At 61.9% G+C, this 23,363-nt stretch carries 37 protein-coding genes; all 37 read right to left on the bottom strand.

The window, feature by feature from the left end:
* Window positions 1-2 precede the first annotated feature (2 nt).
* The 37 genes from NKH80_RS10515 to tuf all read right to left on the bottom strand — a co-directional run bounded on the left by NKH80_RS10515 (window position 3) and on the right by tuf (window position 23,313).
* Entirely contained in the window at window positions 3-920 is a 918-nt protein-coding gene (locus NKH80_RS10515; RefSeq protein WP_254817161.1) for a DMT family transporter, read from the bottom strand.
* Entirely contained in the window at window positions 917-1,123 is a 207-nt protein-coding gene (locus NKH80_RS10510; protein WP_254817160.1) for a hypothetical protein, read from the bottom strand. The genes NKH80_RS10515 and NKH80_RS10510 overlap by 4 nt, the downstream gene beginning before the upstream one ends.
* 19 nt (window positions 1,124-1,142) lie before the next feature.
* Window positions 1,143-2,123, bottom strand: a complete 981-nt coding sequence (locus NKH80_RS10505) for an RluA family pseudouridine synthase (protein ID WP_352991427.1) — start codon at window positions 2,121-2,123, stop codon at window positions 1,143-1,145.
* A gap of 62 nt (window positions 2,124-2,185) precedes the next feature.
* On the bottom strand, window positions 2,186-2,524 hold the full coding sequence (locus NKH80_RS10500; RefSeq protein ID WP_352991600.1) for a DUF190 domain-containing protein: 339 nt from the start codon (window positions 2,522-2,524) through the stop codon (window positions 2,186-2,188).
* 13 nt (window positions 2,525-2,537) lie between these two features.
* Window positions 2,538-3,020: a CrcB family protein gene (locus NKH80_RS10495; RefSeq protein WP_352991424.1), complete on the bottom strand. Its 483-nt coding sequence runs from the start codon at window positions 3,018-3,020 to the stop codon at window positions 2,538-2,540.
* Complete coding sequence (crcB, locus tag NKH80_RS10490; protein ID WP_352991421.1) at window positions 3,017-3,403, bottom strand: fluoride efflux transporter CrcB; 387 nt, start codon at window positions 3,401-3,403, stop codon at window positions 3,017-3,019. The genes NKH80_RS10495 and crcB overlap by 4 nt, the downstream gene beginning before the upstream one ends.
* A 31-nt stretch (window positions 3,404-3,434) precedes the next feature.
* Entirely contained in the window at window positions 3,435-4,265 is an 831-nt protein-coding gene (locus NKH80_RS10485) for an aspartyl/asparaginyl beta-hydroxylase domain-containing protein (protein WP_352991418.1), read from the bottom strand.
* Window positions 4,266-4,401: 136 nt separating this feature from the next.
* On the bottom strand, window positions 4,402-5,712 hold the full coding sequence (locus NKH80_RS10480) for a replication-associated recombination protein A (RefSeq protein WP_352899423.1): 1,311 nt from the start codon (window positions 5,710-5,712) through the stop codon (window positions 4,402-4,404).
* A gap of 43 nt (window positions 5,713-5,755) precedes the next feature.
* On the bottom strand, window positions 5,756-7,243 hold the full coding sequence (locus NKH80_RS10475; RefSeq protein ID WP_352991414.1) for a DegQ family serine endoprotease: 1,488 nt from the start codon (window positions 7,241-7,243) through the stop codon (window positions 5,756-5,758).
* Window positions 7,244-7,434: 191 nt separating this feature from the next.
* On the bottom strand, window positions 7,435-7,866 hold the full coding sequence (gene rplQ / locus NKH80_RS10470) for a 50S ribosomal protein L17 (RefSeq protein ID WP_023675127.1): 432 nt from the start codon (window positions 7,864-7,866) through the stop codon (window positions 7,435-7,437).
* Between the two features lie 116 nt (window positions 7,867-7,982).
* Entirely contained in the window at window positions 7,983-8,993 is a 1,011-nt protein-coding gene (locus tag NKH80_RS10465) for a DNA-directed RNA polymerase subunit alpha (RefSeq protein ID WP_023675128.1), read from the bottom strand.
* Window positions 8,994-9,097: 104 nt separating this feature from the next.
* Window positions 9,098-9,487 carry a 30S ribosomal protein S11 gene (gene rpsK / locus NKH80_RS10460; protein WP_023799279.1) on the bottom strand — a complete coding sequence of 130 codons (390 nt, stop codon included), beginning with the start codon at window positions 9,485-9,487 and terminating at the stop codon, window positions 9,098-9,100.
* A gap of 138 nt (window positions 9,488-9,625) precedes the next feature.
* Window positions 9,626-9,994: a 30S ribosomal protein S13 gene (gene rpsM, locus NKH80_RS10455; protein WP_006205445.1), complete on the bottom strand. Its 369-nt coding sequence runs from the start codon at window positions 9,992-9,994 to the stop codon at window positions 9,626-9,628.
* A gap of 198 nt (window positions 9,995-10,192) precedes the next feature.
* Entirely contained in the window at window positions 10,193-10,804 is a 612-nt protein-coding gene (locus NKH80_RS10450; RefSeq protein ID WP_352736413.1) for an adenylate kinase, read from the bottom strand.
* The gene (secY, locus tag NKH80_RS10445; protein ID WP_352991411.1) at window positions 10,801-12,141 is read right to left on the bottom strand and encodes a preprotein translocase subunit SecY; all 1,341 of its coding nucleotides are present in this window, start codon (window positions 12,139-12,141) and stop codon (window positions 10,801-10,803) included. Before secY ends, NKH80_RS10450 begins: the two co-directional genes overlap by 4 nt.
* 190 nt (window positions 12,142-12,331) lie before the next feature.
* On the bottom strand, window positions 12,332-12,805 hold the full coding sequence (gene rplO / locus NKH80_RS10440; protein WP_023675131.1) for a 50S ribosomal protein L15: 474 nt from the start codon (window positions 12,803-12,805) through the stop codon (window positions 12,332-12,334).
* 22 nt (window positions 12,806-12,827) lie between these two features.
* Window positions 12,828-13,025 carry a 50S ribosomal protein L30 gene (gene rpmD / locus NKH80_RS10435; protein ID WP_006205449.1) on the bottom strand — a complete coding sequence of 66 codons (198 nt, stop codon included), beginning with the start codon at window positions 13,023-13,025 and terminating at the stop codon, window positions 12,828-12,830.
* A 24-nt stretch (window positions 13,026-13,049) separates the two neighbouring features.
* Window positions 13,050-13,613 (bottom strand): 30S ribosomal protein S5, encoded by a 564-nt coding sequence (gene rpsE, locus NKH80_RS10430; protein WP_006333394.1) that lies wholly within the window; start codon window positions 13,611-13,613, stop codon window positions 13,050-13,052.
* A gap of 83 nt (window positions 13,614-13,696) precedes the next feature.
* Entirely contained in the window at window positions 13,697-14,056 is a 360-nt protein-coding gene (rplR, locus tag NKH80_RS10425) for a 50S ribosomal protein L18 (protein ID WP_023675132.1), read from the bottom strand.
* 85 nt (window positions 14,057-14,141) lie between these two features.
* On the bottom strand, window positions 14,142-14,675 hold the full coding sequence (gene rplF / locus NKH80_RS10420) for a 50S ribosomal protein L6 (RefSeq protein ID WP_023675133.1): 534 nt from the start codon (window positions 14,673-14,675) through the stop codon (window positions 14,142-14,144).
* A gap of 88 nt (window positions 14,676-14,763) precedes the next feature.
* The gene (gene rpsH, locus NKH80_RS10415; protein WP_006205453.1) at window positions 14,764-15,162 is read right to left on the bottom strand and encodes a 30S ribosomal protein S8; all 399 of its coding nucleotides are present in this window, start codon (window positions 15,160-15,162) and stop codon (window positions 14,764-14,766) included.
* A gap of 12 nt (window positions 15,163-15,174) precedes the next feature.
* A complete protein-coding gene (rpsN, locus tag NKH80_RS10410; RefSeq protein ID WP_023675134.1) occupies window positions 15,175-15,480 on the bottom strand; it encodes a 30S ribosomal protein S14 in 306 nt (101 codons plus the stop codon).
* A gap of 27 nt (window positions 15,481-15,507) precedes the next feature.
* Window positions 15,508-16,086 (bottom strand): 50S ribosomal protein L5, encoded by a 579-nt coding sequence (gene rplE, locus NKH80_RS10405; protein WP_008875670.1) that lies wholly within the window; start codon window positions 16,084-16,086, stop codon window positions 15,508-15,510.
* On the bottom strand, window positions 16,079-16,393 hold the full coding sequence (gene rplX, locus NKH80_RS10400; protein ID WP_254817150.1) for a 50S ribosomal protein L24: 315 nt from the start codon (window positions 16,391-16,393) through the stop codon (window positions 16,079-16,081). Before rplX ends, rplE begins: the two co-directional genes overlap by 8 nt.
* Window positions 16,394-16,405: 12 nt before the next feature.
* Window positions 16,406-16,774: a 50S ribosomal protein L14 gene (gene rplN / locus NKH80_RS10395; protein ID WP_006205457.1), complete on the bottom strand. Its 369-nt coding sequence runs from the start codon at window positions 16,772-16,774 to the stop codon at window positions 16,406-16,408.
* Between the two features lie 82 nt (window positions 16,775-16,856).
* On the bottom strand, window positions 16,857-17,096 hold the full coding sequence (gene rpsQ, locus NKH80_RS10390) for a 30S ribosomal protein S17 (RefSeq protein ID WP_023675136.1): 240 nt from the start codon (window positions 17,094-17,096) through the stop codon (window positions 16,857-16,859).
* Between the two features lie 11 nt (window positions 17,097-17,107).
* Window positions 17,108-17,308, bottom strand: a complete 201-nt coding sequence (gene rpmC / locus NKH80_RS10385; RefSeq protein ID WP_006205459.1) for a 50S ribosomal protein L29 — start codon at window positions 17,306-17,308, stop codon at window positions 17,108-17,110.
* Window positions 17,309-17,321: 13 nt separating this feature from the next.
* Entirely contained in the window at window positions 17,322-17,735 is a 414-nt protein-coding gene (gene rplP, locus NKH80_RS10380) for a 50S ribosomal protein L16 (protein ID WP_006205460.1), read from the bottom strand.
* A gap of 27 nt (window positions 17,736-17,762) precedes the next feature.
* Window positions 17,763-18,488: a 30S ribosomal protein S3 gene (gene rpsC / locus NKH80_RS10375; RefSeq protein ID WP_023675137.1), complete on the bottom strand. Its 726-nt coding sequence runs from the start codon at window positions 18,486-18,488 to the stop codon at window positions 17,763-17,765.
* Window positions 18,488-18,877, bottom strand: coding sequence for a 50S ribosomal protein L22 (gene rplV, locus NKH80_RS10370; RefSeq protein ID WP_006205462.1), 390 nt, complete (start codon window positions 18,875-18,877; stop codon window positions 18,488-18,490). The genes rpsC and rplV overlap by 1 nt, the downstream gene beginning before the upstream one ends.
* Window positions 18,878-18,879: 2 nt before the next feature.
* A complete protein-coding gene (rpsS, locus tag NKH80_RS10365; protein ID WP_006205463.1) occupies window positions 18,880-19,158 on the bottom strand; it encodes a 30S ribosomal protein S19 in 279 nt (92 codons plus the stop codon).
* A gap of 16 nt (window positions 19,159-19,174) precedes the next feature.
* Entirely contained in the window at window positions 19,175-20,008 is an 834-nt protein-coding gene (rplB, locus tag NKH80_RS10360) for a 50S ribosomal protein L2 (protein ID WP_023675138.1), read from the bottom strand.
* Window positions 20,009-20,030: 22 nt separating this feature from the next.
* Window positions 20,031-20,324, bottom strand: a complete 294-nt coding sequence (locus NKH80_RS10355; protein ID WP_006205465.1) for a 50S ribosomal protein L23 — start codon at window positions 20,322-20,324, stop codon at window positions 20,031-20,033.
* Complete coding sequence (rplD, locus tag NKH80_RS10350) at window positions 20,321-20,941, bottom strand: 50S ribosomal protein L4 (RefSeq protein ID WP_023675140.1); 621 nt, start codon at window positions 20,939-20,941, stop codon at window positions 20,321-20,323. Before rplD ends, NKH80_RS10355 begins: the two co-directional genes overlap by 4 nt.
* Window positions 20,941-21,669, bottom strand: a complete 729-nt coding sequence (gene rplC, locus NKH80_RS10345) for a 50S ribosomal protein L3 (protein WP_254817149.1) — start codon at window positions 21,667-21,669, stop codon at window positions 20,941-20,943. Before rplC ends, rplD begins: the two co-directional genes overlap by 1 nt.
* Before the next feature lie 96 nt (window positions 21,670-21,765).
* On the bottom strand, window positions 21,766-22,074 hold the full coding sequence (gene rpsJ / locus NKH80_RS10340; RefSeq protein ID WP_006205468.1) for a 30S ribosomal protein S10: 309 nt from the start codon (window positions 22,072-22,074) through the stop codon (window positions 21,766-21,768).
* A gap of 63 nt (window positions 22,075-22,137) precedes the next feature.
* Entirely contained in the window at window positions 22,138-23,313 is a 1,176-nt protein-coding gene (gene tuf, locus NKH80_RS10335; protein WP_254817137.1) for an elongation factor Tu, read from the bottom strand.
* Between the last annotated feature and the right edge of the window lie 50 nt (window positions 23,314-23,363).

Raw genomic sequence — 23,363 nt, 5'->3', positions numbered from 1 at the left:
GCTCATCCGGGGGCTTGTTTTCGGGCCGGCCGGTTGACGATGATAAGACCGGCGGCGATGAGGCCGAGTGCCAGGAAGATACGAACTGTCAACGGCTCGTTCAAGAAGACGGCGCCGCAGAGCACACCGAACACCGGCGACAGGAAGGTGAAGCTCGACAGTCCAGATGCAGGGTAGCGCCGGAGCAGCCAGAACCACAGAACATAGGTGAACGCGACGACGTAGACGGCCTGGAACAACAGAGCCAAGGTCGGCAGAACGGCAAAGCTGCGGACTGGCGGGCCGGCAAAAGGCATCACCAAAATCCCGACGACGGCGGCCCCGGCCAGTTGATAGAGCAGCAGCTTTTCGGCGCTGGCCGTGACCAGCTTCGACCGCTTGATGACGATATTGGTCACGGCCCACAGAATGCCGGCGCCGAGACTGAGCAAATCGCCGCTCAATGTTGCGCCGCCATGGGCGCTCAGTTTGTCGGAAAACACCGCGACCAGTCCGGCGAAAGCGAGCAGAAGACCAACGAGCTTGCGTGCCGTGATGCTTTCACCCAGCAGGAAATGGCCGCCGACCAGCATCCAGAACGGCATGGTGTTGACCAGCAAGGTGTTGCGCACGACGGTGGTGTGTTCGAGCCCGACATACAGAAACAGGAACTCGAGACCGAAAAGCGCGCCTGCCAGAATGCCGGCGACGAGGGTCTTGTCGGGCGTGAACAGCGCGATGCCGCGCCAGCGGCACCAGCCGAAAACACACAGGCCGCCGATCACCGAGCGGGCGATCGACAGGAAAACGGGATCGTAGCCGGCATAGGAGATCTTGGCGGCGACGTAGTTCAGCCCCCAGGAAAAAGTCAGCCCAACCATGATGGCGGCGGCGGCAGCGTCAACGGAACTGCGGCGGTCCATTGCGGTTGCTGCGGTCATTGCTTGGACTGGCTTTCCAGCTTCGCGAGCAGCGCCTTCAGCACTTCGGTATTCTGCCTTACCGCTTCGGTGTTCTCACGGCCGATTTCGGCCATCGACCCCTGCCGGGTTGCAACGCGGCGTATATAAGCGAACCAGACGACGAGAATCAGGATGAATGGCAACCAGTTCACCAACTGACGAACGAGCGACGCTTCATCCATGGTTTACGCCCTCGCTCATTTAATCCTCCGCGCTTGCGTCGTCGAAGCCGATCAGGTTCCAGCTCTGGCGCATGTGCGGCGGCATCGGCGCGGTGACGTCGACAAACCCCTTATCGGGATGTGGGATGACGATGCGGCGGGCGTGCAGGTGCAGGCGGTTCTGCATGCCGCCGGGAAAATCCCAATTGGTGTCGGCCTCGAAATATTTGGGGTCACCGATGATCGGGCAGCCGATATGCGCGGCATGGACACGAAGCTGGTGGGTGCGGCCGGTATAGGGCTCCATCTCCAGCCAGGTCATCGTCTGTGCAGCCTGCTCGATGACACGGTAGTAGGACACGGCGTGATCGGCGCCCTTTTCGCCATGCTTGGCGATGCGCACGCGATCGCCGTCGGGCGTCGATTCCTTGATCAACCAGGTCGAGATCTTGTCCTCGCGCTTCGGCGGCACACCCTTGACCAGCGCCCAGTAGGTTTTCTTCGTCTCACGCGCCCGGAACGCTTCGGCGAGCTTCATGGCGGCGAGCCTTGTACGGGCGACAACCAGCACACCCGACGTGTCGCGGTCGAGCCGGTGCACCAGACGGGGCTTCTCGCCCTTCTGGTTGCGCCAGGCTTCCAGCATGTCGTCGACATTGCGGGTGACGCCAGAGCCGCCCTGGACCGCCAGGCCGGCCGGCTTGTTGAAGACGAAGACCTTCGGGTCCTCATGGATCAGCATCTTGGCTAGGACATCGGCGTCGCCCTGGTTGCGGATCGAATGGCCGGTCAGCGGGCTTTCACCTTTCTTGTCGACTTCAAGCGGCGGCACACGCACCGTTTGGCCGGCTTCGACGCGGGTATCGGCCTTCACCCTGCCGCCGTCGACGCGGATCTGGCCGGAACGCAGCAGCTTCTGCAGATGACCAAAACCGAGACCGGGGAAATGGCTCTTGAACCAGCGGTCGAGCCGCATGCCCGCCTCACCGGCGTCCACTGTGATCTGTTCAACGCCTGCCATGATTCCAATCGCCGTTTTGCAGGCATGCAACGGCATTCGCCGGCACCCGCAATCTCACTCGGTTATTCGTTGTCGGTTCCATATTGCAGAACCTGAACTTTCTCCAGCGTAATCAAACCACTTGTCATGATTGTTTCAAGAACGGGCAGGAAAGCGGCCAATTTTGCCTCGTCATCGACGATCTCGATGACCAGGGGCAGATCCTCCGATAGGCGGAGGATCTTCATGGTGTGAAGCCGGCTGGAATGGCCGAACCCCATCGCGCCGCGCAGGACGGTCGCGCCGGCGATCTGCATTTCGCGGGCCCTCAGCATGATAACCTCATACAGCGGACGGCCATCTGCCTTGTCGTTTTCGCCGATAAATATGCGCAGCAATTGCGCCTGTGTTGGTATCTTCATTGCTTGGACCCTCTCAGCCGGTTGAGGCAACTGCAAAGATGTGGCCAAGCCAGACGGCGGCAAGCCAGGCCACCACGGAGATCGCGATATTGAGCCCCGCCGCCAGGAACCTCCCGCCTTGCGCGAGGGTGAGCGTTTCAAGGCTGAAGGCCGAGAAGGTCGTCAGGCCGCCACAGAAGCCGGCCATGAAGAACTGGCGCTGCAGCGGACCGGCGAAGACACGACCATCCGGTCCCGTCAATGTCGCGTAAAAGCCGATGAGGAATGAGCCGACAATGTTGACGAGGAGTGTGCCGAAGGGAAATCCAGCGCCCCACAGGGCAGTGCTCGTCGATGAGGCAAGCGCCCGCAGCACACCGCCGATCATGCTGCCCGCGGCCACGGTCGCATAGAGCCGAACCGTTTCGGAGGTTCTGCGCCAACCAATGAGGCGTCCGCCATGCCCGGCCGCGGCAGTGTCCGTCCCGTCGTGGCGGAGCTTCCGCGGGCCGCTCACGGCGCCCCGCTGCCAATCAGAAGACTTCCCGCGGCAAAGCCCAGCGTCACGCCGCCGAGGCTCAGGAAAACCGAAAGCAGCACATTTCCGCCGGCGCGCAGCCATTCGCCCTCGCGCGCCAGTGCCAGCGTCTGCACGCTGAAGGAAGAGACCGTAGTGTAGCAGCCGAGGCCGCCGGTGACGGCAAAGGCCCAGATGGCGGGCATGCCGTCGCGCGTCACCGCATGCGCAACGACACCGATTGCAAACGCTCCCGAGACGTTGACCACCATCGTGCCCCAGGGAAAGGTCTCGCCAACCCGGCGGGCGACGAAGCCGGACAAGAAGAAACGGGCCATTGCGCCGATCGCGCCACCAAGGCAGACAAGCAACAGATCATACATCGTGCTCCCTCGCACCGGTCACACTACGGTGTCAGGCGGCTCCGGCCTTCTTCGGCTTGCTGGAGCCGATCATCTTCCAGTTCTTGTAGAACATGGCATTGATGCGCTCGACGCTGACCGAAACGATGGCGAGAAGAGCGGCGATCAGGCCAGGGAATGGCGATGGCCGGATGATGTCCATGAACACGCAGTAGCGGCGCCCATCATATTCGTTGACCGAGCGGTGCAGCAGCGTGTCGTCGAAAATATAGAGCGGATTGTCGTGCCAGTAGTTCCTGGCGTTGTTGCACTCGACGAAAACCTCGGCCTTCACCGGGAGAAGATTGTAGAGAATGCGCAGGCTGAGCCGCAGCGGTCCGAAATGCCAAGAGGTCGATTCCTTGCCCCTGAACACGGACACGGCGATGGTCTTGATATATTTGAAATCCTTGTTGAATTCGGCAACGTTGTCGATCTTGTGCTTGCCGTACCACTGGTAGACATACATGCCGCGCCGGCCGCTGCCGAAATTGGCGTCGATATCGGCGATGATCTCGTCCTTGCGCGCTTTGAAGACGTCCAGAACCTCGTTGACCTCACGCTGATAGTCCGGAGGAAACTGGTCCAGTTTCCAGACACCGCGGTTTCTGTAGCACAGCAGATCGACCAGCAGATTGAAGGGCGAAAGCAGCCAGGTGAAGATGCCGTTGCCGAGGAAATAACCACTGAACAGGGCCCAGTTCTTGTTGTCGTTGCGCAACACGTCGATCAGGCCGAGGACAATGAAAATCGTCGTCAGGATAGGAATGAAATAGAAGCCGAGCGCCAGCAGCGGGATCGCTATGGCGAACTTCCGAAGGGTCTTGCGAGATTTTTTCGTCATTTTTCCACGCGCCAGGCGCGATTCCGTTCTGAATATCGTCGGTACATTTCTGGCCTGTCCGCCGGCCGAAGGCGCATCTTGATAGGGTTTTTTGTCACGCCAGACAACGGCGATCACGCCACTGTGCGACTGGCAGCTATTTTTCCCGCTCGCTGCGCAGCTTCGCCCAATAATCCAGCCGCTTCCTGATATCGCGCTCGAAGCCGCGCTCGGGCGGGTCGTAGAATGTCTGCCTTCCCATCTTCTCCGGAAAATAGTCCTGGCCGGAAAAAGCGTCGGGCTCGTCGTGGTCGTAGCGATAGCCGGCGCCGTAATCTTCCTGTTTCATCAGCTTGGTCGGCGCATTGAGAATGTGCTTGGGCGGCAGCAGCGAACCGAATTCCTTCGCCGCCTGTGTGGCGGCCTTGAACGCGGTATAGACTGCATTGGATTTCGGCGCGGTGGCGAGATAGACGGTCGCCTCGGCGAAGGCCAGTTCGCCCTCGGGCGAGCCCAGATAGTCGTAGGCGTCCTTGGCGGCGTTAGCGACGACGAGCGCCTGCGGGTCGGCCAGCCCGATATCCTCCATCGCCATGCGCACCAACCGGCGCCCGAGATAAAGCGGATCTTCGCCGGCGTCGAACATGCGGGCCAGATAGTAGAGTGCCGCGTCGGGATCGGAGCCGCGCACCGATTTGTGCAAGGCGGAGATCAAATTGTAATGGCCGTCCTGGCCTTTGTCGTAGATCGGCGCGCGGCGCTGGACGATGCGCTGCAAAGCCTCGGCGCCGAACACCTCCTTTGATTTCGCTGCGCGCCAGACCTCTTCGGCGAGCGTCAGCGCCGCGCGGCCGTCGCCGTCGCTCATGCGGATGAGCATCGCCCGCGCGTCTTCATCGAGCGGCAGCGCCCTGCCCTCTGCCTGCTCGGCCCGCGCCAGCAGCTTGGCGATGCTCTCCTCGCCGAGCGAGTGAAAGACCAGCACACGCGCGCGCGACAAAAGCGCGGCGTTAAGCTCGAAGGACGGGTTCTCGGTGGTGGCGCCGACCAGCACGACGGTGCCGTCTTCCATCACCGGCAGAAAACTGTCCTGCTGGGCGCGGTTGAAGCGATGGATCTCGTCGACGAACAGCAGTGTCTGGCGGCCGTTCGAGCGGCGCAGCTTCGCTGCCTCGAACACTTTCTTCAGGTCGGCAACGCCGGAAAACACGGCCGAAATCTGTTCGAAGGCGAGGCTTGTCTCTCCGGCAAGCAGCCGTGCGACCGTTGTCTTGCCGGTGCCGGGCGGGCCCCAGAAAATCATCGAGCCGAGCGAGCCGGAGCCGATCAGCCGCGTCAGCGCGCCGTCGGGTCCGGTCAGATGCTCCTGCCCGACAACCTCGCCAAGGTTCTTCGGGCGCAGACGGTCCGCCAGCGGCCTGCCGGGCGGCGTCTTTTCCGGTTCATCGACACTGAACAGATCGGCCATGCAACTTCTTCTGCCTGGAGCCCGATCATGCTGACGGTCGGGCTCAGTAACGCAACACCTGGCGCAGTATCTGCCCGCCGCGCTCGACGGTAAAGCGCCACCAGCGCGTATCCTGCTGGGCTACCTGTTCCAGGGTCGCCGCCTTGTCGATCGTCAGGCCATTGACCTCACGCACGATGTCGCCTGGCTGGAATCCAAAATCGGCAGCGGGCGAATCGCGGTTGATGTCGACCACGGTTACGCCTTTGACATCGGTGCGCAGACCGAGCCGTTGGGCAAGCCGTGGCGACAGTTCAGCAACCTTGGCGCCGGAAAACGGGCTGCGGCCGCGCAATGTGAGTTCCGCAGCTTTGGCGCCTTCGGGCGGTCGTTCCAGAGCGATGTCCATCGTCGCCTGCTGACCCTTGCTCAGAACGCCGAAGCTGGCATTCGTACCAATCGACAGCGTCGCCATCCGGTAGTCCAGCGCCCCGACGCTCTCGACCGGCTTGCCGTTAAGCGACAGCACTACGTCGCCAGGCTTGAGTCCTGCCTTGGCCGCGGGTCCCGCCTCTTCGACCGAAGAAACCAGCGCACCGGTCGGTTTGTCCATGCCGAGCGATTCGGCAATCTGCGGCGTCACCGCCTCGAACTCGGCACCGGCATACGGCCGCTCGAAGAAGTCGAGCCCGGCCTTGGCCGCATCGGCAAAGGCGCGGACCATGTTCGAAGGGATGGCAAAGCCGATGCCGATCGAGCCGCCGCTACGGCTATAGATCGCGGTGTTGATGCCGATCAGCTGCCCTCCCATGTTGACCAGCGCGCCACCGGAATTGCCGGGGTTGATGGCCGCGTCGGTCTGGATGAAGAAGCTGGAATCGGAGATGCCGATATGGCTGCGCGCCACCGCCGAAATGATGCCGCTGGTGGTGGTCTGGCCGACCCCGAACGGATTGCCGATCGCCAGCACCAGGTCGCCGACCTCGAGCGCGTCGGAATCGCCGATGGCGATCACCGGGAACGGCTTGTCAGAAGAAATCTTGAGCACGGCGAGGTCGAGCGTCTCATCCTTGAGCAGCACCTTGCTGTCGAATTCGCGCCCGTCGGCGGTCGCGACCTTGACCTGGTCGGCGTCCTTGACGACATGGAAATTGGTGACCACGACGCCGGTCGGATCGACTAGTACCCCCGAACCGAGCGACGACTGCGCGCGCGGCTGCGAGCGGCCGAAGAACTCCTCGAAAAACGGATCGCCGTCGAAGGGCGACGTCGCCTTGGCGGTTTGCGAGGCATAGACATTGACCACAGCCGGCGCCGTCTGCTTGACCAGCGGCGCAAAGGACAGCTGCACCTCCTCGCGGCCGAACGGCACGCGCTTGTCGGGGCCGGAGGTGGCGTTTTCGCCTTCGACGCCATGCAACAGGTCGGTCAGCACGTCGGACAGACCAGGATCTGGCTTGGTCTCCTCCGCCAGCGCGTGCCTGGCCGCCGGCACGACGGCCAACGCCATCAAGGCGCAGATCAGAACAATGGGCAGCCGTTTAACGCGCATTCCGAATCCTCCAAGTCGGCGCCATTGTCCTGACGATTGTGCAAAATGAAAGGCTAAGCCGCTGAAATCCGATTATTTTGGGTAGTCGCCGCAAGAACCGGTGACAAAACCCCTACCAGCCCTGCCCGGTACCTTCGGAAACAGAAAAGGGGCCTGGAGGCCCCTTTCGAACTTCTCAGGAAAGCCGAGCCTTATGCGGCTGCGGCTTCCTCTTCGGTACCTTCGGCCTCGATACGGGCACGGTCGCCGGCGCCCTTGGCCGAGGTGTCGCGATCGACGAACTCGATGACCGCCATTGCCGCGTTATCACCGTGGCGGAAGCCGGCCTTCATGATGCGCAGATAGCCGCCGTTGCGGGTGGCATAACGTGGCGCGATGGTATCGAACAGGCGCTTGACGACGCCTTCATTGCCGATCTGGGCAATAACCTGGCGGCGGGCGTGCAGGTCGCCGCGCTTGCCGAGCGTCACCAGCTTCTCGACGATCGGACGCAAATCCTTCGCCTTCGGCAGCGTGGTGAGGATCTGCTCGTGCTCGATTAGCGACACGGCAAGGTTGGCAAACATCGACTTGCGATGGCTTATGCTGCGGGCGAACCGGCGGCCTTTAAATCCGTGGCGCATGGCTCTTCTCCTTCATTGCGGTTTCAAGAGGGCTGAGCCCCAGTTGGTTAGCCGCATGATCTTGTCCGAAAAGTCTGCAACTTTTTGCTGCGCTGACCTTCGGTTCGGGATCATGCTTAATATTGATCTTCGTAACGCTTGGCGAGGTCTTCGATGTTTTCCGGCGGCCAGTCCGGCACTTCCATGCCGAGATGCAGGCCCATCGCCGCCAGGACTTCCTTGATCTCGTTCAGCGACTTGCGGCCGAAGTTCGGGGTGCGCAGCATCTCTGCTTCGGTCTTCTGGATCAGGTCGCCGATATAGACGATGTTGTCGTTCTTCAGGCAGTTGGCCGAACGCACCGAAAGCTCGAGCTCGTCGACCTTCTTGAGCAGCGCCGGGTTGAAGGCAAGCTCGGTAACCTGTTCGGCGGCGACTTCCTTCTGCGGCTCGTCGAAATTGACGAACAGGCCGAGCTGGTCCTGCAGGATGCGAGCGGCGAAGGCCACTGCGTCCTCGCCCGAGATCGAACCATCGGTCTCGATGGTCATGGTCAGCTTGTCATAGTCGAGAACCTGGCCCTCGCGGGTGTTCTCAACCTTGTAGGAGACCTTCTTGACCGGCGAATACAGGCTGTCGACGGGGATCAGCCCGATCGGCGCGTCCTCGGCGCGGTTGCGGTCGGCCGGCACATAGCCCTTGCCGGTGTCGACGGTGAATTCCATGCGGATTTCAGCGCCCTCGTCCAGAGTGCAGATGACGTGGTCGGGATTGAGGATCTCGACGTCGCCAACGGTCTGGATGTCGCCGGCGAGAACCGCACCCGGTCCCTGCTTGCGTACGACCATGCGCTTGGGGCCGTCGCCTTCCATGCGGATGGCGATTTCCTTGATGTTCAAGACGATGTCGGTCACGTCCTCGCGCACGCCGGCGATGGACGAGAATTCATGCAGAACGCCGTCGATCTGCACGGCGGTCACAGCCGCGCCACGCAGCGAAGATAGAAGCACGCGGCGCAGCGCGTTGCCGAGGGTGAGGCCGAAGCCGCGCTCGAGCGGCTCGGCGACGAGCGTGGTCAGCGTCTTCTTCTTCGACGAGAACTCGATCTTGTTCGGCTTGATCAGTTCTTGCCAATTTTTCTGGATCATAGTGCTTTCCTTCCGTTGTCCCGCCACCATCCAATCGTGGCGGGCGACCTGGAATGCCGTGGAGGAGCGCCCTTGAGGCGCTCGCGCGGCGTTCGGTAAATTCTTTAAACGCGGCGCTTCTTGCGCGGGCGGCAACCATTATGCGGGATCGGCGTCACATCACGGATCGAGGTGATGGTGAAGCCGGCGGCCTGCAGCGCGCGCAGCGCCGATTCACGACCGGAGCCGGGTCCACAGACCTCGACCTCGAGCATACGCATGCCGTGTTCCTGGGCCTTCTTGGCAACATCTTCGGCGGCCATCTGGGCAGCGAACGGGGTCGACTTGCGCGATCCCTTGAAGCCCTGGGCTCCAGCCGACGACCAGGCAATCGAGTTACCCTGCGCGTCGGTGATGGTGATCATCGTGTTGTTGAAGGTCGAATTAACGTGGGCAACGCCCGACGAGATGTTCTTGCGTTCGCGACGGCGAACACGAGTGGCTTCCTTGGCCATGATGGTCCTTTCAGTTGATCTCTACACCGCCGTAATGCCAGCGGCTCCACCAGGGAGAAGGCAGTAGGGGAATATGGCAGTAGGGCAGTATGTCTGCCGTTCCTAGTGCCTTACTGCCCTACTCCTTACTGCCCTAAATTACTTCTTCTTTCCGGCAATCGACTTGGCCGGCCCCTTGCGGGTGCGCGCATTGGTATGTGTGCGCTGACCACGAACCGGCAGCGAGCGGCGGTGACGCAGACCGCGGTAGCAGCCGAGGTCCATGAGTCGCTTGATGTTCATCGACACTTCGCGGCGCAGATCGCCCTCGACCTGATAGTCGCGGTCGATGGTCTCGCGGATCTGCAGCACTTCCGCGTCGGTCAGCTGGTTGACGCGACGCTCGGCCGGGATGCCGACCTTGTCGACGATCTCCTGGGCGAACTTCTTGCCAATGCCGTGAATGTATTGAAGCGCGATGACGACGCGCTTGTTGGTCGGAATGTTGACGCCGGCTATACGAGCCATGTTCTTCTCTTCTCCATGTAGGCCGGGCGAGCCGGCGCTTCAAGTTGCCCCGCGTCCGGTGGAGGCCGGCCCTTGCGGGAGTTTCCAGTTCAAAGCGGCCTGCCTTGCCCTTACGGACAAGCAAGCCTCATGCCTGATAGGAAGACGGGCCGCCATACCCCAGCGGGCCGCTCCAGTCAAGCGCAATCGTTCGATTCTCTAGCCGGCCGCCCGGCCAACCTGCCGGGTCGTCGCCCTGAGCACGCCCTCGATCTGCTGCGTCACCGCATCGATGTCGGCCATGCCATCGACGCCCCTGAGTTTGCCCTTGGCATAGTAGTAACCGATCAGCGGCGAGGTTTTCTTGTAATATTCCCTCAAGCGTTCTTCGAACACCGCTGGACTGTCGTCCTTGCGCACCGGCAGGCCTGCGGCCTTGGCTTCTTCGGCGCGTTTGACGATTCGGCCAACCAGCGCCTTGTCGTCGACGACAAATTCGATGACCGCGTCTAGCTCCAGTCCGCGATCCGACAGCATTTCCTCAACGGCGTCCGCTTGCACCAGGGTTCGCGGGTATCCGTCAAGGATGAAGCCGTTTGCGCAATCAGCTTGATCGATACGCTCGGCCACGATGGCGTTGACGATAGCGTCGGACACCAGTTCGCCAGCGTCCATCACCGCCTTGGCGCGCTTGCCGACTTCGGTGCCGGCCTGAACAGCAGCACGCAGCATGTCCCCCGTGGAAAGCTGTGGGATGCCGTGTCGTTCTACCAGTCTCAGTGCTTGTGTCCCCTTGCCCGCCCCCGGCGGTCCAAGCAATATCAACCTCATTTGGCCTTTTTCCCCCCGCGCAGCTTCGACTTCTTGATCAGGCCCTCATACTGGTGCGCGATCAGGTGACCCTGAATCTGCGCCACCGTATCGAGCGTTACACTGACCACGATCAGGAGCGAAGTGCCACCAAGGTAGAACGGTACGCCAGTCGCTGAAATCAGGAACTCGGGCAGCAGACACACCAGCACCAGATAAATGGCGCCGACGACGGTGATGCGGGTGAGCACATAGTCGATATAGTCCGCAGTGCGCTCGCCCGGACGATAGCCCGGGATGAAGCCCGAATGCTTCTTGAGCTGGTCGGCGGTGTCCTTCGGATTGAAGACGATCGCCGTATAGAAGAAGGCGAAGAACACGATCATCGCCGCGTAGAAGGCCATATAGAGCGGCTGGCCGTGGCCGAGCGCCGCCAGGATGGTGCTGGCCCATGCAGGCATATTGGTGGTCTGCGAGAAGCCGGCGACGGTCGCAGGCAGCAGCAGCAGCGACGAGGCGAAGATCGGCGGAATGACGCCGGACGTGTTGAGCTTCAGCGGCAGATGCGAGGTATCGCCCTGGAACATGCGATTGCCAACCTGGCGCTTGGGATACTGGATCAGCAGGCGGCGCTGGGCGCGCTCGAAGAAGACGATCAGCGCGATGACGATGATGGCGAGCACGATGATCGCCAGGATCAGGCCGGTCGACAAGGCGCCGGTGCGGCCAAGCTCCAGCGTGCCGGAGATGGCGCGCGGCAGGCCGGCGACGATGCCGGAGAAGATGATCAGCGAAATGCCGTTGCCGATGCCGCGGGCGGTGATCTGCTCGCCAAGCCACATCAGGAACATGGTGCCGCCGACCAGCGTGACGACGGTAGAGATGCGGAAGAACATGCCGGGATCGTTGACGATGCCGTTGCCGCCCTCAAGCCCGACCGAAATGCCGTACGCCTGGACCAGCGCCAGAAGCACTGTGCCGTAGCGCGTGTACTGGTTGATGATCTTGCGGCCCTGCTCGCCTTCCTTTTTCAGCGCTTCCAGCGACGGAATGACCGAGGTCATCAGCTGCATAATGATGGAAGCGGAGATATAGGGCATAATGCCAAGGGCAAAGATCGCCATGCGCTGCACGGCGCCGCCTGCGAACATGTTGAACATGCCGAGCACGCCCTTGCTCTGCGACGAGAAGGCCTGGGCGAAAGCGTCGGGATTGATACCGGGCAGCGGGATATAGGTGCCAAGACGATAGACGAGCAGCGCGCCGATGGTGAACCAGATGCGCTTCTTCAGATCCTCGGCTTTGGCGAAGGCCGAAAAATTCAGATTCGAGGCTAGTTGTTCAGCAGCCGAAGCCATGCCTGATTCTCCGCTTGGTCACGCTCGATGCCCGCAGCTCAGGCGGCGCGTGTCACCGAAGCTCACGAGATAAGCTCCGGACTGCAAACATGCAAGCGGCCGCGTTGATGCGGCCGCCACATCTGTCGGATCAAAGCACGACCGCAGGCAAAACCGAATCCACCTTTGCCGGCCGTGCTTCAAATTGCCGTTACTCGGCGGCTGCCTGCTCAGGCAGCTTCACCGAGCCGCCGGCCTTTTCGATCTTCTCGATCGCGGCCTTGGAGGCTCCGGCCACGTCGAAGGCAAGCTTGGCCTTGATGTCGCCGTCCGAAAGGATGCGCACGCCGTCCTTGACGCGACGGATGACGCCGGCCGCAACCAGCGCCTCGGCCGTCACAACTGTCTTAGCGTCAAGCTTCTTGGCATCGAGCGCCGCCTGGATGCGGGCCAGCGACACGACGGTGAAGCTCTTGGCGAAGATATTGTTGAAGCCGCGCTTCGGCAGACGCCGGTAGAGCGGCATCTGGCCACCCTCGAAGCCGTTGACGGCGACACCGGAGCGCGCCTTCTGGCCCTTAACGCCGCGACCGGCGGTCTTGCCTGAACCGGAACCGATGCCACGGCCGAGACGCTTCTTGGAGTGCGTCGCGCCGTCCTTGTCACGCAGATCATTGAGTTTCATCTGGGTTCTCCTGCGCTCTGGCTCAGCCCTCGTCCACGACGCGGACGAGATGCTGGACGGCAGCGATCATGCCGCGCACCGAGGGCGTATCCTCCAGCGTGCGCTGCTTGTGCATCTTGTTGAGGCCGAGGCCGACCAGCGTTGCGCGCTGCTCCTTCGGCCGGCGGATCGGCGAACCGATCTGCTCGACGGTGATGGTCTTGGTTGCTTTCTTGGCCATGGTCAGATCCCTGGTCAGCGTCGACTATTCTTCAGCCGCAACGGCGGTGCCGCGGCGGGCCTGAAGGGTCGAATACTTGATGCCGCGCGCGGCAGCCACATCCTTCGGATGCATCTGGCTCTTCAGCGCGTCGAAAGTGGCGCGAACCATGTTGTAGGGGTTCGAAGAACCCATCGACTTGGCGACCACGTCATGCATGCCGAGCGTCTCGAAAACGGCGCGCATCGGGCCGCCGGCGATGATGCCGGTACCTTGCTTGGCGGCGCGCAGCAGGACACGTCCCGCGCCCCAGCGTCCCTCGACGTCATGGTGCAGCGTGCGGCCCGAGCGCAACGGCACGAAGATCATGTCGCGCTTGGCCGATTCGGTCGCCTTGCGGATCGCCTCAGGCACTTCGCGCGCCTTGCCGTGGCCGAAGCCGACGCGGCCCTTCTGGTCGCCGACGACAACGAGTGCTGCAAAGCCGAAGCGCCGGCCGCCCTTGACGACCTTGGCGACACGGTTGATGTGGACGAGCTTGTCGACCATGCCGTCGTCGCGTTCTTCGCGATCACGGCCGCGGCCGCCATCCCTACGTTCCTGTGCCATATCCTGTTCCTTGTTTTTTTCCGGAAGCACGGTTGATGATGATATCCGGCGGCCTCTTTGGGTCGCCGGGGCGAATTTCGATTTTAGAAGCTCAGACCACCTTCACGTGCAGCCTCGGCAAGCGCCTTGACGCGGCCGTGGTAGATGTAGGCGCCGCGGTCGAAGACCACTTCCTTGACGCCGGCCTTCGAGGCACGCTCGGCGATCAGCTTGCCGATGGCAGCTGCGGCCGCGGTGTCGGCGCCGGTCTTGAGCGAGCCCTTGAGCTCCTTCTCAAGCGTCGAAGCAGCCGCGATGGTGTGGCCCTTGGCGTCGTCGATCACCTGGACATAGATGTTCTTCGACGTGCGATGGACCGACAAACGCGGACGATCGCCGGCAACCTTTTTGATCTGGCGGCGGACGCGCTGAGCGCGGCGTTGGGTGGATTCTTTCGAGCCCATGATATCAGTTCCTTGCCTTCAAAAAACGGGGGCAACCATATGCGGTAGGACGAGCCTCCCGCGACCGCTCCCCGCGGCGTTAAAATTACTTCTTCTTGCCTTCCTTGCGGACGATCTTCTCGCCAGCATAGCGGACGCCCTTGCCCTTGTAGGGCTCGGGGCTGCGATACTCGCGGATCTCGGCGGCAACCTGGCCGACCTGCTGCTTGTCGATGCCGGTCACGGTGATTTCCGTCGGCTTCGGCACCGAAATCGTCACGCCCTGCGGCGTCTCGTAGACAACGTCGTGACTGAAGCCGAGCGCCAGCTGCAGGTTCTTGCCTTGCATGGCGGCGCGATAGCCGACGCCGGTGATCTCGAGCTTCTTTTCGAAGCCGTCCTTGACGCCCTGCAGGATGTTGACGATCTGCGTGCGCGACATGCCCCATTTGGAACGGGCGGTCTTGGTCTGGTCGCGCGGCTGGACAGCGATCTCGCTGCCTTCCATCTTGACCAGCACTTCGTCGTTCACCACGAACTTCAGCTCGCCCTTCGGACCCTTCGCCGTCACGGTCTGGCCGTTGACGGTCGCGGTCACGCCCTGCGGCAGCGAAACGGGTTTCTTTCCAATACGAGACATTCTGTTGTCCTCGTCACTTCTCTTGTTTCAGGTCTCGGTTTTCGGGACTTGATCCCGAAAGCCGGATTCCAACGGGTCACATACCAGATCAGAAGATCTGGCAGAGGATTTCCCCGCCGACATTCTGTTCGCGCGCTTCGTGGTCGGCCATCACACCCTTCGGCGTCGAAAGAATGGCGATGCCGAGGCCGTTGGCGACGTGCGGTATCGACTTGGCCGAAACGTAGACGCGGCGGCCGGGCTTCGAGACCCGGGCGATTTCGCGCACCACCGGCGCACCGTCGAAATACTTCAGCTCGATCTCGATTTCGGACTTGCCGTTGTCGAAGTCGGTCTGGCTGTAGTCGCGGATATAGCCTTCGGCCTTCAGAACGTCGAGGACACGGGTGCGCAGGCGCGAAGCCGGCGTCGAAACGCTCGACTTCTTGCGGCCATACGCGTTGCGGATGCGGGTCAGCATATCGCCGAGAGGATCGCTCAATGACATGTTATGTCCTCCTTACCAGCTCGACTTGACCAGGCCCGGGATCTGGCCGTTATTGCCGAGATCACGAAGCGCGATACGCGATACTTTGAGCTTGCGATAATAGGCACGCGGACGTCCGGTGACTTCGCAGCGGTTGCGGATGCGGGTCTTGGCCGAGTTGCGCGGCAGCGCCGAAAGCTTCAGCTGGGCGCGGAAGCGCTCTTCCATCGGCTTGGACTGATCCATGATGATCGCCTTGAGCACCTTGCGCTTGGCAGCGAACTGGTCCGCAAGCTTGCGGCGCCTGTTGTTCTTCTCGACTGAGCTGGTCTTTGCCATTTCAGATTTTTCCTTTTCTCGCTGCCGTTACTGGCGGAAGGGGAAGTTGAAGGCCTTGAGCAATGCCCTGGCTTCGTCGTCCGTCTTCGCAGTCGTACAAACGATGACGTCCATGCCCCAGATCTGATCAACCTTGTCGTAGTTGATCTCCGGAAACACGATGTGTTCCTTGATGCCCATGGCATAGTTGCCACGGCCATCGAAGCTCTTCGGGTTGAGCCCGCGGAAGTCGCGGACGCGCGGCAGTGCGATATTCACGAGGCGGTCGAGGAACTCGTACATGCGTTCCTTGCGCAACGTGACCTTGGCGCCGATCGGCATCTTCTCGCGGACCTTGAAGCCGGCGATCGAGTTGCGTGCGCGGGTGACAACGGCCTTCTGGCCGGCGATCATTGCAAGGTCTTCCGCCGCGATCGAAGGCTTCTTCGAATCGCCGGTCGCCTCGCCGACGCCCATGTTCAACACGATTTTGTCGATGCGCGGAACCTGCATCTCGTTCTCGTAGCCGAACTGCTCCTGCAGCGCCTTGCGAATGGTCTCGTTGTAGACCTGCTTGAGGCGCGGCGTGTTCTGGGCAGTTGCCTGCTTGGTTTGAGCCTTAGCCATTGATGACTTCTCCCGAGCGCTTGGCGACGCGCACCTTCTTGCCGTCCTTCTGGAAGATGAAGCCGACGCGGGTCGGCTTGCCATCCTTGGGGTCGGCCAGCGCGATGTTCGACAGCTGGATCGGCGCTTCCTTGGTGATGATCCCGCCCTCTTGGGACTGGGACTGCTTCTGATGACGACGGATCAGGTTGACGCCGCGCACCAGCGCGGTGTCGTCCTTCGGCTGCACCGAAAGGACTTCGCCCGAACGGCCCTTGTCCTTGCCGGCCAGCACGACGACCTTGTCGCCTTTTCTAATCTTTTGCATTGGTCCGGCTCCTTACAGCACTTCAGGCGCGAGCGAGATGATCTTCATGTGGTTCTTGGCGCGGAGTTCGCGCGGAACTGGTCCGAAGATACGCGTGCCGATCGGCTCTTTCTTGTTGTCGACGAGAACGGCTGCGTTCTTGTCGAAACGGATCACGCTGCCGTCCGGGCGGCGGATGTCCTTGGCCGTGCGAACCACGACCGCCTTCATCACATCGCCCTTCTTGACGCGGCCGCGCGGGATGGCTTCCTTGATCGACACCACGATGATGTCGCCCACGGAAGCGTATTTCCGCTTCGAGCCGCCCAGCACCTTGATGCACATGACACGACGGGCGCCGGAATTATCCGCGACGTCGAGGTTTGTTTGCATCTGAATCATGACTGGCCGCCTTCTTCTTTTCTAACGGGACGGGTTTCTCACCCCTCCCCGGTCTGTCCAAAATTCGTTTCGTTTGCCCTGATCAGGCCTGGTCCGAAGACACCACGACCCAGCGCTTGTCCTTGGAAATCGGCTTCGATTCCTGGATGAACACCTGATCACCGACCTTGTGGGCGTTGTTCTCGTCGTGCGCCTTGTACTTCTTGGTCATGCGCACGGTCTTCTTCATCACGGGATGCGTGAAGCGCCGTTCGACCTTGACGACAACCGTCTTCTCGTTCTTGTCGCTGACGACGGTGCCCTGCAGAATGCGCTTTGGCATGGTTTTCGTCCTTAAGCCTTCTTGGCCGCGGACTTTTCCGCAGCGATGGTCTTGATACGCGCAATGTCCTTGCGGACCTGCCTCACGCGCGCGGTCTTCTCAAGCTGGCCGGTGGCCTTCTGGAAGCGCAGGTTGAACTGCTCCTTCTTCAGGCTGGCCAGGTCGTCGGTCAGCTGGTCCTGGGTCTTGGTCCGGATGTCTTCGGCTTTCATGATCGGCCCGTCCTTATTCTGCGATGCGCTGTACGAAGCGCGTCCTGACCGAGAGCTTGGCCGCGCCGAGACGCAGCGCCTCACGGGCGGTTTCTTCGTTGACGCCGTCGATCTCGAACATGATGCGACCCGGCTTGACGCGTGCCGCCCAGTAGTCGACGGCGCCCTTGCCCTTACCCATACGGACTTCAGTCGGCTTCGACGTAACCGGTACGTCCGGGAAGATACGGATCCACACCCGGCCGGCGCGCTTCATCTCGCGGGTGATCGCGCGGCGGGCCGCCTCGATCTCACGCGCAGTGACGCGGTTCGGCTCAAGCGCCTTCAGCCCGAAACCACCGAAATCCAGGTTGGTGCCGCCCTTGGCGGTACCGTGGATGCGGCCCTTGAACTGCTTGCGGAACTTTGTGCGCTTTGGCTGCAGCATCGTTCTAACTCCAAATTCCTGACTGTCTTACGCGTTTTCGCGACGGCGACCGCGCTCGCGCTCACCACCACCGCCATGCGCATGATCGCCCTCGGTGGCGCGGCGCTCCGATGCCATCGGGTCGTGCTCGAGGATTTCGCCCTTGAACACCCAGACCTTGACGCCACAGATGCCGTAGGCCGTATTCGCCTCGGCCGTGCCGTAGTCGACGTCGGCGCGCAACGTATGCAGCGGCACGCGACCTTCGCGATACCATTCCATGCGCGCGATCTCGGCGCCGCCGAGACGGCCGGCGCAGTTGATGCGGATGCCTTCGGCACCGAGGCGCATCGCCGACTGGACGGCGCGCTTCATGGCGCGGCGGAACGCGATGCGGCGCTCGAGCTGCTGGGCGATCGACTGGGCGACCAGGGTCGCGTCGATCTCCGGCTTGCGCACTTCGACGATGTTCAAATGCGTCTCGGACTTGGTCATCTCCATCAGCTTCTTGCGAAGCTTCTCGATGTCGGCGCCCTTCTTGCCGATGATCAGGCCCGGACGCGCCGCATGGATGGTGACGCGGCACTTCTTGTGCGGACGCTCGATCACGACCTTCGAGATCGCAGCCTGCTTGAGTTCCTTCTCAAGATATTTGCGGATCTTGATGTCCTCGTGCAGCAGCTTGCCGTATTCGCCGGTGTTCGCGAACCACCGCGAATCCCAGGTGCGGTTGATGCCGAGACGCAGACCGATCGGATTGACTTTCTGGCCCATTATGCGGCCTCCCCTTTTTCTTCGACTTCACGAACGACGATCGTGAGGTGCGAGAACGGCTTCTCGATACGGCTGGCGCGACCACGGCCACGGGCATGGAACCGCTTCATGACAATCGACTTGCCGACATAGGCTTCCGCCACGATCAGCGCATCGACGTCTAGGTCGTGGTTGTTTTCCGCGTTGGCGATCGCCGATTCCAGCGTCTTCTTGACCGTGCCGGAAATCCGCTTGGCCGAGAATTCGAGGTCGGAAAGCGCTGTCGCGACCTTCTTGCCGCGGATCAACGCGGCAACCAGGTTCAGCTTCTGCGGGCTGATACGGATCGTGCGCAGCACGGCGCGCGCTTCGTTGTCAGCAAGCCTGCGCGGAGCTTTGGCCTTGCCCATGATTATTTCCTCTTCGCCTTCTTATCCGCGCCGTGACCGTAATAGGTCCGGGTCGGAGCGAATTCACCGAACTTGTGACCGACCATGTCCTCGTTCACCGATACGGGAACGTGTTTCTGGCCGTTGTAGACACCGAAGGTGAAGCCGACGAACTGCGGCAGGATGGTGGAGCGGCGGCTCCACATCTTGATCACCTCATTGCGACCACCTTCACGAACCTTGTCCACCTTCTTCAGAAGGTAGCCGTCGATGAAGGGGCCTTTCCAAATCGAACGAGTCACTTGGCGTTACCTCTTCTTAGCTCTTGCGCTGATGGCGCGAGCGCAGGATGAACTTGTCGGTCGCCTTGTTGGACCGCGTCTTCTTGCCCTTGGTCGGCTTGCCCCAGGGCGAAACCGGATGGCGGCCACCCGAGGTGCGGCCTTCGCCGCCGCCATGCGGATGGTCGACCGGGTTCATGGTCACGCCGCGATTGTGCGGACGTTTGCCACGCCACACGGTGCGGCCTGCCTTGCCGTCATTGATGTTGCCGTGGTCCGGGTTGGACACGGCACCGACAGTGGCCATGCAGGAGCCGTGGACGACTCGCTGCTCGCCCGAATTGAGACGCAGGATCGCCATGCCCTGGTCGCGGCCGACGAGCTGGCCATAACCACCGGCCGAACGGGCGACCTGAGCGCCCTTGCCGGGCTTCAGCTCGATATTATGGACGATCGTGCCGACCGGCATCGAGGCCAGCGGCATCGCATTGCCCGGCTTCACGTCGACCGATTCACCGGCCACGATCTTGTCGCCGGGAGCCAGACGCTGCGGGGCGATGATGTAGGACAGCTCGCCATCGTCGTACTTGATCAGCGCGATGAAGGCGGTGCGGTTCGGATCGTACTCGATACGCTCAACCGTACCGACGACGTCGAACTTGCGGCGCTTGAAGTCGATGATGCGGTAGGTGCGCTTGTGACCGCCGCCGATGAAGCGGGCCGTGATGCGGCCGTAATTGTTGCGGCCGCCCGACTTGGTCAGGCCTTCGGTCAGGCCCTTGACGGGCTTGCCCTTGTAGAGGCCCGAGCGGTCGACGATGACCAGCTGACGGGTGCTCGGCGTTACCGGGTTGAATTTTTTCAGTGCCATTGTTCTGTCCTCGCGACCTTGCTCAGAGACCCGTCGCGACGTCGATCGACTGGCCGTCGGCCAGCGTCACAACCGCCTTCTTGACGTCGCTCTGGCGGCCAATCGTGCCGCGGAAGCGCTTGATCTTGCCCTTGCGGACAAGCGTGTTCACGGCCATCACCTTGACGCCGAACAGCGCTTCGACGGCGGCCTTGATTTCCGGCTTCGACGCCTTCTTGGCGACATTGAAGACGACCTGGTTCTGCTCGGAAGCCATGGTCGACTTTTCGGTGATCGCCGGCGAGACGATCACGTCGTAGTGACGAAGGTCGGTCATTTGAAGCGCTCCTCGAGAGCCTCGACGGCGGCCTTGGAAAGGACCAGCGTGCCGCGGCGCAGAATGTCGTAAACGTTGATGCCCTGGATGGGCAGCACGTCGATGTTCGGGATGTTGGTCGCCGCCAGCTTGAAATTCTTGTCAAGCTCGGCGCCGCCGATCACCAGGGCGTTGCTCAGGCCCAGCGTCGCGAAATTCGCGATCAGTGCCTTGGTCTTGGCCTCGGTCAGCTTCAGCTCGTCGATGATGATGATCGACGCGCTTTTGGCCTTGGCCGAAAGCGCATGCTTGAGACCGAGCGCACGCACCTTCTTCGGCAGATCGTGCTCGTGGCTGCGTACGACCGGGCCGTGGGCCTTGCCGCCGCCGCGGAACTGCGGAGCGCGAGCCGAATGGTGACGGGCGCGGCCGGTACCCTTCTGCTTGTACATCTTGGCGCCGGTGCGGGCGATTTCCGCGCGGCCCTTGGCCTTGTGCGTGCCCTGCTGCTTCTTGGCGAGCTGCCAGCGCACGACGCGCTGCAGGATGTCCTCGCGCGGATCAAGGCCGAAAATCTCTTCGGAGAGCTTCAGCTTACCGGCGTCCTTGCCGCCAAGCGTTGTAATCTTGAGGTCCATTATTCCGCTCCCTCTGTGGCCGGGGCCTCGTTCTTGGCGGCACCATCGGTTGCAACGGCGCGGATCGCGGCGGGCTTCGGCGCATTGGCCGGAAGCGCAACCTTGGCCGCATCGCGGACCAGGATCCATGCACCCTTCGAACCCGGGACCGCACCGCGGATCAGGATCAGGCCACGATCGGCGTCGGTCGAGACGACCTCGACATTCTGCGTGGTGACGCGGGTGTCACCCATGTGGCCGGCCATATGCTTGCCCTTGAACACCTTGCCCGGATCCTGGCGCTGGCCGGTCGAACCGTGTGTACGGTGCGACACCGAGTTGCCGTGCGTGGCGCGGCCGCCACCCATGTGGTGCCGCTTGATGACGCCCTGGAAACCCTTGCCGATCGTGGTTCCCGTCACATCGACCTTCTGGCCGACGACGAAATGCTCGACGGTGATCTCGGCGCCGACATCGATCATGTTGTCGGCGGAGACGCGGAACTCGGCAACCTTGGCCTTAGGCTCGACGGAAGCGGACGCGAAATGGCCGCGCATCGCCTTCGACGTGTTCTTCACCTTGGCAAGGCCAACGCCGAGCTGGACGGCGGTATAGCCGTTCTTCTCCTGCGTGCGCTGCGCCACGACCTGGCAGTTCTCCATCTGGAGAACAGTGACGGGAACATGTTCCCCCGCATCGTTGTAGATGCGGGTCATTCCCACCTTCTTTGCAATCACACCTGAACGCATCGGTTCAATTCCTTTAGAGTTCCCTGTCGGGGCTGTCGCCCCTCCACGCCTCTTGTTCCTTCAGAGTTCCGGGTCGCCCCGCTGACCTCTGGTTCCTTAGAGCTTGATCTCGACGTCGACACCGGCGGCCAGGTCGAGCTTCATCAAAGCATCGACCGTCTGCGGGGTCGGGTCGACGATGTCGAGCAGACGCTTGTGCGTGCGCATCTCGAACTGCTCGCGGCTCTTCTTGTCGACGTGAGGCGACCGGTTGACCGTGAACTTTTCGATCCGCGTCGGCAGCGGAATTGGGCCGCGGACGTTGGCGCCGGTGCGCTTGGCGGTCGACACGATTTCCCGTGTCGAGGCGTCGAGCACCCGGTGATCAAACGCCTTCAGGCGGATGCGGATATTCTGTCCGTTCATGCGTCACTTCCTTGTTCTGGCGCGGCGCGGGCAGCGCCCGCGACAGATCGGTTTAAGTCCAAATTACTCTTTGATGGTGACGACGATGCCGGCACCGACGGTGCGGCCGCCTTCACGGATAGCGAAGCGCAGCTTCTCTTCCATGGCGATCGGCACGATCAGCTCGACATCGACGGTGATGTTGTCGCCCGGCATCACCATCTCGGTGCCTTCCGGCAGCGACACGATGCCGGTCACGTCCGTCGTGCGGAAATAGAACTGCGGACGGTAGTTGGTGAAGAACGGCGTATGGCGGCCGCCCTCGTCCTTGGTCAGGATGTAGGCTTCGGCAACGAACTTCTTGTGCGGCTTGACGGTGCCGGGCTTGGCCAGGACCTGGCCGCGCTCGACGCCTTCACGGTCGACACCGCGCAACAGCGCGCCGATGTTGTCGCCGGCCTGACCCTGGTCGAGCAGCTTGCGGAACATCTCGACGCCCGTGCAGGTCGTCTTGGTGGTCGGACGGATGCCGACGATCTCCAGCTCCTCGCCGACCTTGACGACGCCGCGCTCGACGCGGCCGGTCACCACCGTGCCACGGCCCGAGATCGAGAACACGTCCTCGATCGGCATCAGGAACGGCTTGTCGAGCGGACGAACCGGCGTCGGGATATAGGCATCGACCGCAGCCATCAATTCGCGGATGGCGTCCTCGCCGATCTTCTTGTCGCTATCTTCAAGGGCGGCAAGCGCCGAACCCTTGACGATCGGAATGTCGTCGCCGGGAAACTCGTTCTTGGTCAAAAGCTCGCGCACCTCGAGTTCGACCAGCTCGAGCAGCTCGGCGTCGTCGACCTGGTCGACCTTGTTCAAAAACACCACGATCGAGGGCACGCCGACCTGGCGGGCCAAAAGGATGTGCTCGCGGGTCTGCGGCATCGGGCCGTCGGCGGCCGACACCACCAGGATCGCGCCGTCCATCTGCGCGGCACCGGTGATCATGTTCTTCACATAGTCGGCATGGCCGGGGCAATCGACATGGGCATAGTGGCGGTTGGCGGTCTCGTATTCGACGTGCGCCGTCGAAATGGTGATGCCGCGCGCCTTCTCTTCGGGCGCCGCATCGATCTGGTCATAGCGCTTGTATTCGCCAAAATACTTGGTGATCGCCGCCGTCAGCGACGTCTTGCCATGGTCGACGTGACCAATCGTGCCAATGTTCACATGAGGCTTAGTGCGCTCGAATTTACCTTTTGCCATGTGATCTCTCCATTCCTGCCAGCCCGTGCGGGCCTTGAATTAAGTTACTG

Origin of the sequence: Mesorhizobium sp. M0904 (assembly GCF_040319475.1) — a bacterium.
Lineage (GTDB): Bacteria > Pseudomonadota > Alphaproteobacteria > Rhizobiales > Rhizobiaceae > Mesorhizobium.
The sequence above is the reverse complement of the archived record's forward strand: the minus strand, read 5'-3'. Positions and strand labels throughout refer to the sequence as shown.

Bases quoted from the DNA above. Each gene is read 5' to 3' on its own strand.
- NKH80_RS10515 (WP_254817161.1), bottom strand. From the start codon at position 920: ATGACCGCAGCAACCGCAATGGACCGCCGCAGTTCCGTTGACGCTGCC.
- NKH80_RS10510 (WP_254817160.1), bottom strand. From the start codon at position 1,123: ATGGATGAAGCGTCGCTCGTTCGTCAGTTGGTGAACTGGTTGCCATTC.
- NKH80_RS10505 (WP_352991427.1), bottom strand. From the start codon at position 2,123: ATGGCAGGCGTTGAACAGATCACAGTGGACGCCGGTGAGGCGGGCATG.
- NKH80_RS10500 (WP_352991600.1), bottom strand. From the start codon at position 2,524: ATGAAGATACCAACACAGGCGCAATTGCTGCGCATATTTATCGGCGAA.
- crcB (WP_352991421.1), bottom strand. From the start codon at position 3,403: ATGTATGATCTGTTGCTTGTCTGCCTTGGTGGCGCGATCGGCGCAATG.
- NKH80_RS10485 (WP_352991418.1), bottom strand. From the start codon at position 4,265: ATGACGAAAAAATCTCGCAAGACCCTTCGGAAGTTCGCCATAGCGATC.
- NKH80_RS10480 (WP_352899423.1), bottom strand. From the start codon at position 5,712: ATGGCCGATCTGTTCAGTGTCGATGAACCGGAAAAGACGCCGCCCGGC.
- NKH80_RS10475 (WP_352991414.1), bottom strand. From the start codon at position 7,243: ATGCGCGTTAAACGGCTGCCCATTGTTCTGATCTGCGCCTTGATGGCG.
- rplQ (WP_023675127.1), bottom strand. From the start codon at position 7,866: ATGCGCCACGGATTTAAAGGCCGCCGGTTCGCCCGCAGCATAAGCCAT.
- NKH80_RS10465 (WP_023675128.1), bottom strand. From the start codon at position 8,993: ATGATCCAGAAAAATTGGCAAGAACTGATCAAGCCGAACAAGATCGAG.
- rpsK (WP_023799279.1), bottom strand. From the start codon at position 9,487: ATGGCCAAGGAAGCCACTCGTGTTCGCCGTCGCGAACGCAAGAACATC.
- rpsM (WP_006205445.1), bottom strand. From the start codon at position 9,994: ATGGCTCGTATAGCCGGCGTCAACATTCCGACCAACAAGCGCGTCGTC.
- NKH80_RS10450 (WP_352736413.1), bottom strand. From the start codon at position 10,804: ATGAGGTTGATATTGCTTGGACCGCCGGGGGCGGGCAAGGGGACACAA.
- secY (WP_352991411.1), bottom strand. From the start codon at position 12,141: ATGGCTTCGGCTGCTGAACAACTAGCCTCGAATCTGAATTTTTCGGCC.
- rplO (WP_023675131.1), bottom strand. From the start codon at position 12,805: ATGAAACTCAATGATCTGCGTGACAAGGACGGCGCGACGCACTCCAAG.
- rpmD (WP_006205449.1), bottom strand. From the start codon at position 13,025: ATGGCCAAGAAAGCAACCAAGACCATCACCGTCGAGCAGATCGGTTCG.
- rpsE (WP_006333394.1), bottom strand. From the start codon at position 13,613: ATGGCACAGGAACGTAGGGATGGCGGCCGCGGCCGTGATCGCGAAGAA.
- rplR (WP_023675132.1), bottom strand. From the start codon at position 14,056: ATGGGCTCGAAAGAATCCACCCAACGCCGCGCTCAGCGCGTCCGCCGC.
- rplF (WP_023675133.1), bottom strand. From the start codon at position 14,675: ATGTCTCGTATTGGAAAGAAACCCGTTTCGCTGCCGCAGGGCGTGACC.
- rpsH (WP_006205453.1), bottom strand. From the start codon at position 15,162: ATGTCATTGAGCGATCCTCTCGGCGATATGCTGACCCGCATCCGCAAC.
- rpsN (WP_023675134.1), bottom strand. From the start codon at position 15,480: ATGGCAAAGACCAGCTCAGTCGAGAAGAACAACAGGCGCCGCAAGCTT.
- rplE (WP_008875670.1), bottom strand. From the start codon at position 16,086: ATGGCTAAGGCTCAAACCAAGCAGGCAACTGCCCAGAACACGCCGCGC.
- rplX (WP_254817150.1), bottom strand. From the start codon at position 16,393: ATGCAAAAGATTAGAAAAGGCGACAAGGTCGTCGTGCTGGCCGGCAAG.
- rplN (WP_006205457.1), bottom strand. From the start codon at position 16,774: ATGATTCAGATGCAAACAAACCTCGACGTCGCGGATAATTCCGGCGCC.
- rpsQ (WP_023675136.1), bottom strand. From the start codon at position 17,096: ATGCCAAAGCGCATTCTGCAGGGCACCGTCGTCAGCGACAAGAACGAG.
- rpmC (WP_006205459.1), bottom strand. From the start codon at position 17,308: ATGAAAGCCGAAGACATCCGGACCAAGACCCAGGACCAGCTGACCGAC.
- rplP (WP_006205460.1), bottom strand. From the start codon at position 17,735: ATGCTGCAGCCAAAGCGCACAAAGTTCCGCAAGCAGTTCAAGGGCCGC.
- rpsC (WP_023675137.1), bottom strand. From the start codon at position 18,488: ATGGGCCAGAAAGTCAATCCGATCGGTCTGCGTCTCGGCATCAACCGC.
- rplV (WP_006205462.1), bottom strand. From the start codon at position 18,877: ATGGGCAAGGCCAAAGCTCCGCGCAGGCTTGCTGACAACGAAGCGCGC.
- rplB (WP_023675138.1), bottom strand. From the start codon at position 20,008: ATGGCACTGAAAAAATTCAACCCGGTAACGCCGAGCACCCGTCAGCTG.
- NKH80_RS10355 (WP_006205465.1), bottom strand. From the start codon at position 20,324: ATGACCGACCTTCGTCACTACGACGTGATCGTCTCGCCGGCGATCACC.
- rplD (WP_023675140.1), bottom strand. From the start codon at position 20,941: ATGGACCTCAAGATTACAACGCTTGGCGGCAAGGACGCCGGTAAGCTG.
- rplC (WP_254817149.1), bottom strand. From the start codon at position 21,669: ATGCGTTCAGGTGTGATTGCAAAGAAGGTGGGAATGACCCGCATCTAC.
- rpsJ (WP_006205468.1), bottom strand. From the start codon at position 22,074: ATGAACGGACAGAATATCCGCATCCGCCTGAAGGCGTTTGATCACCGG.
- tuf (WP_254817137.1), bottom strand. From the start codon at position 23,313: ATGGCAAAAGGTAAATTCGAGCGCACTAAGCCTCATGTGAACATTGGC.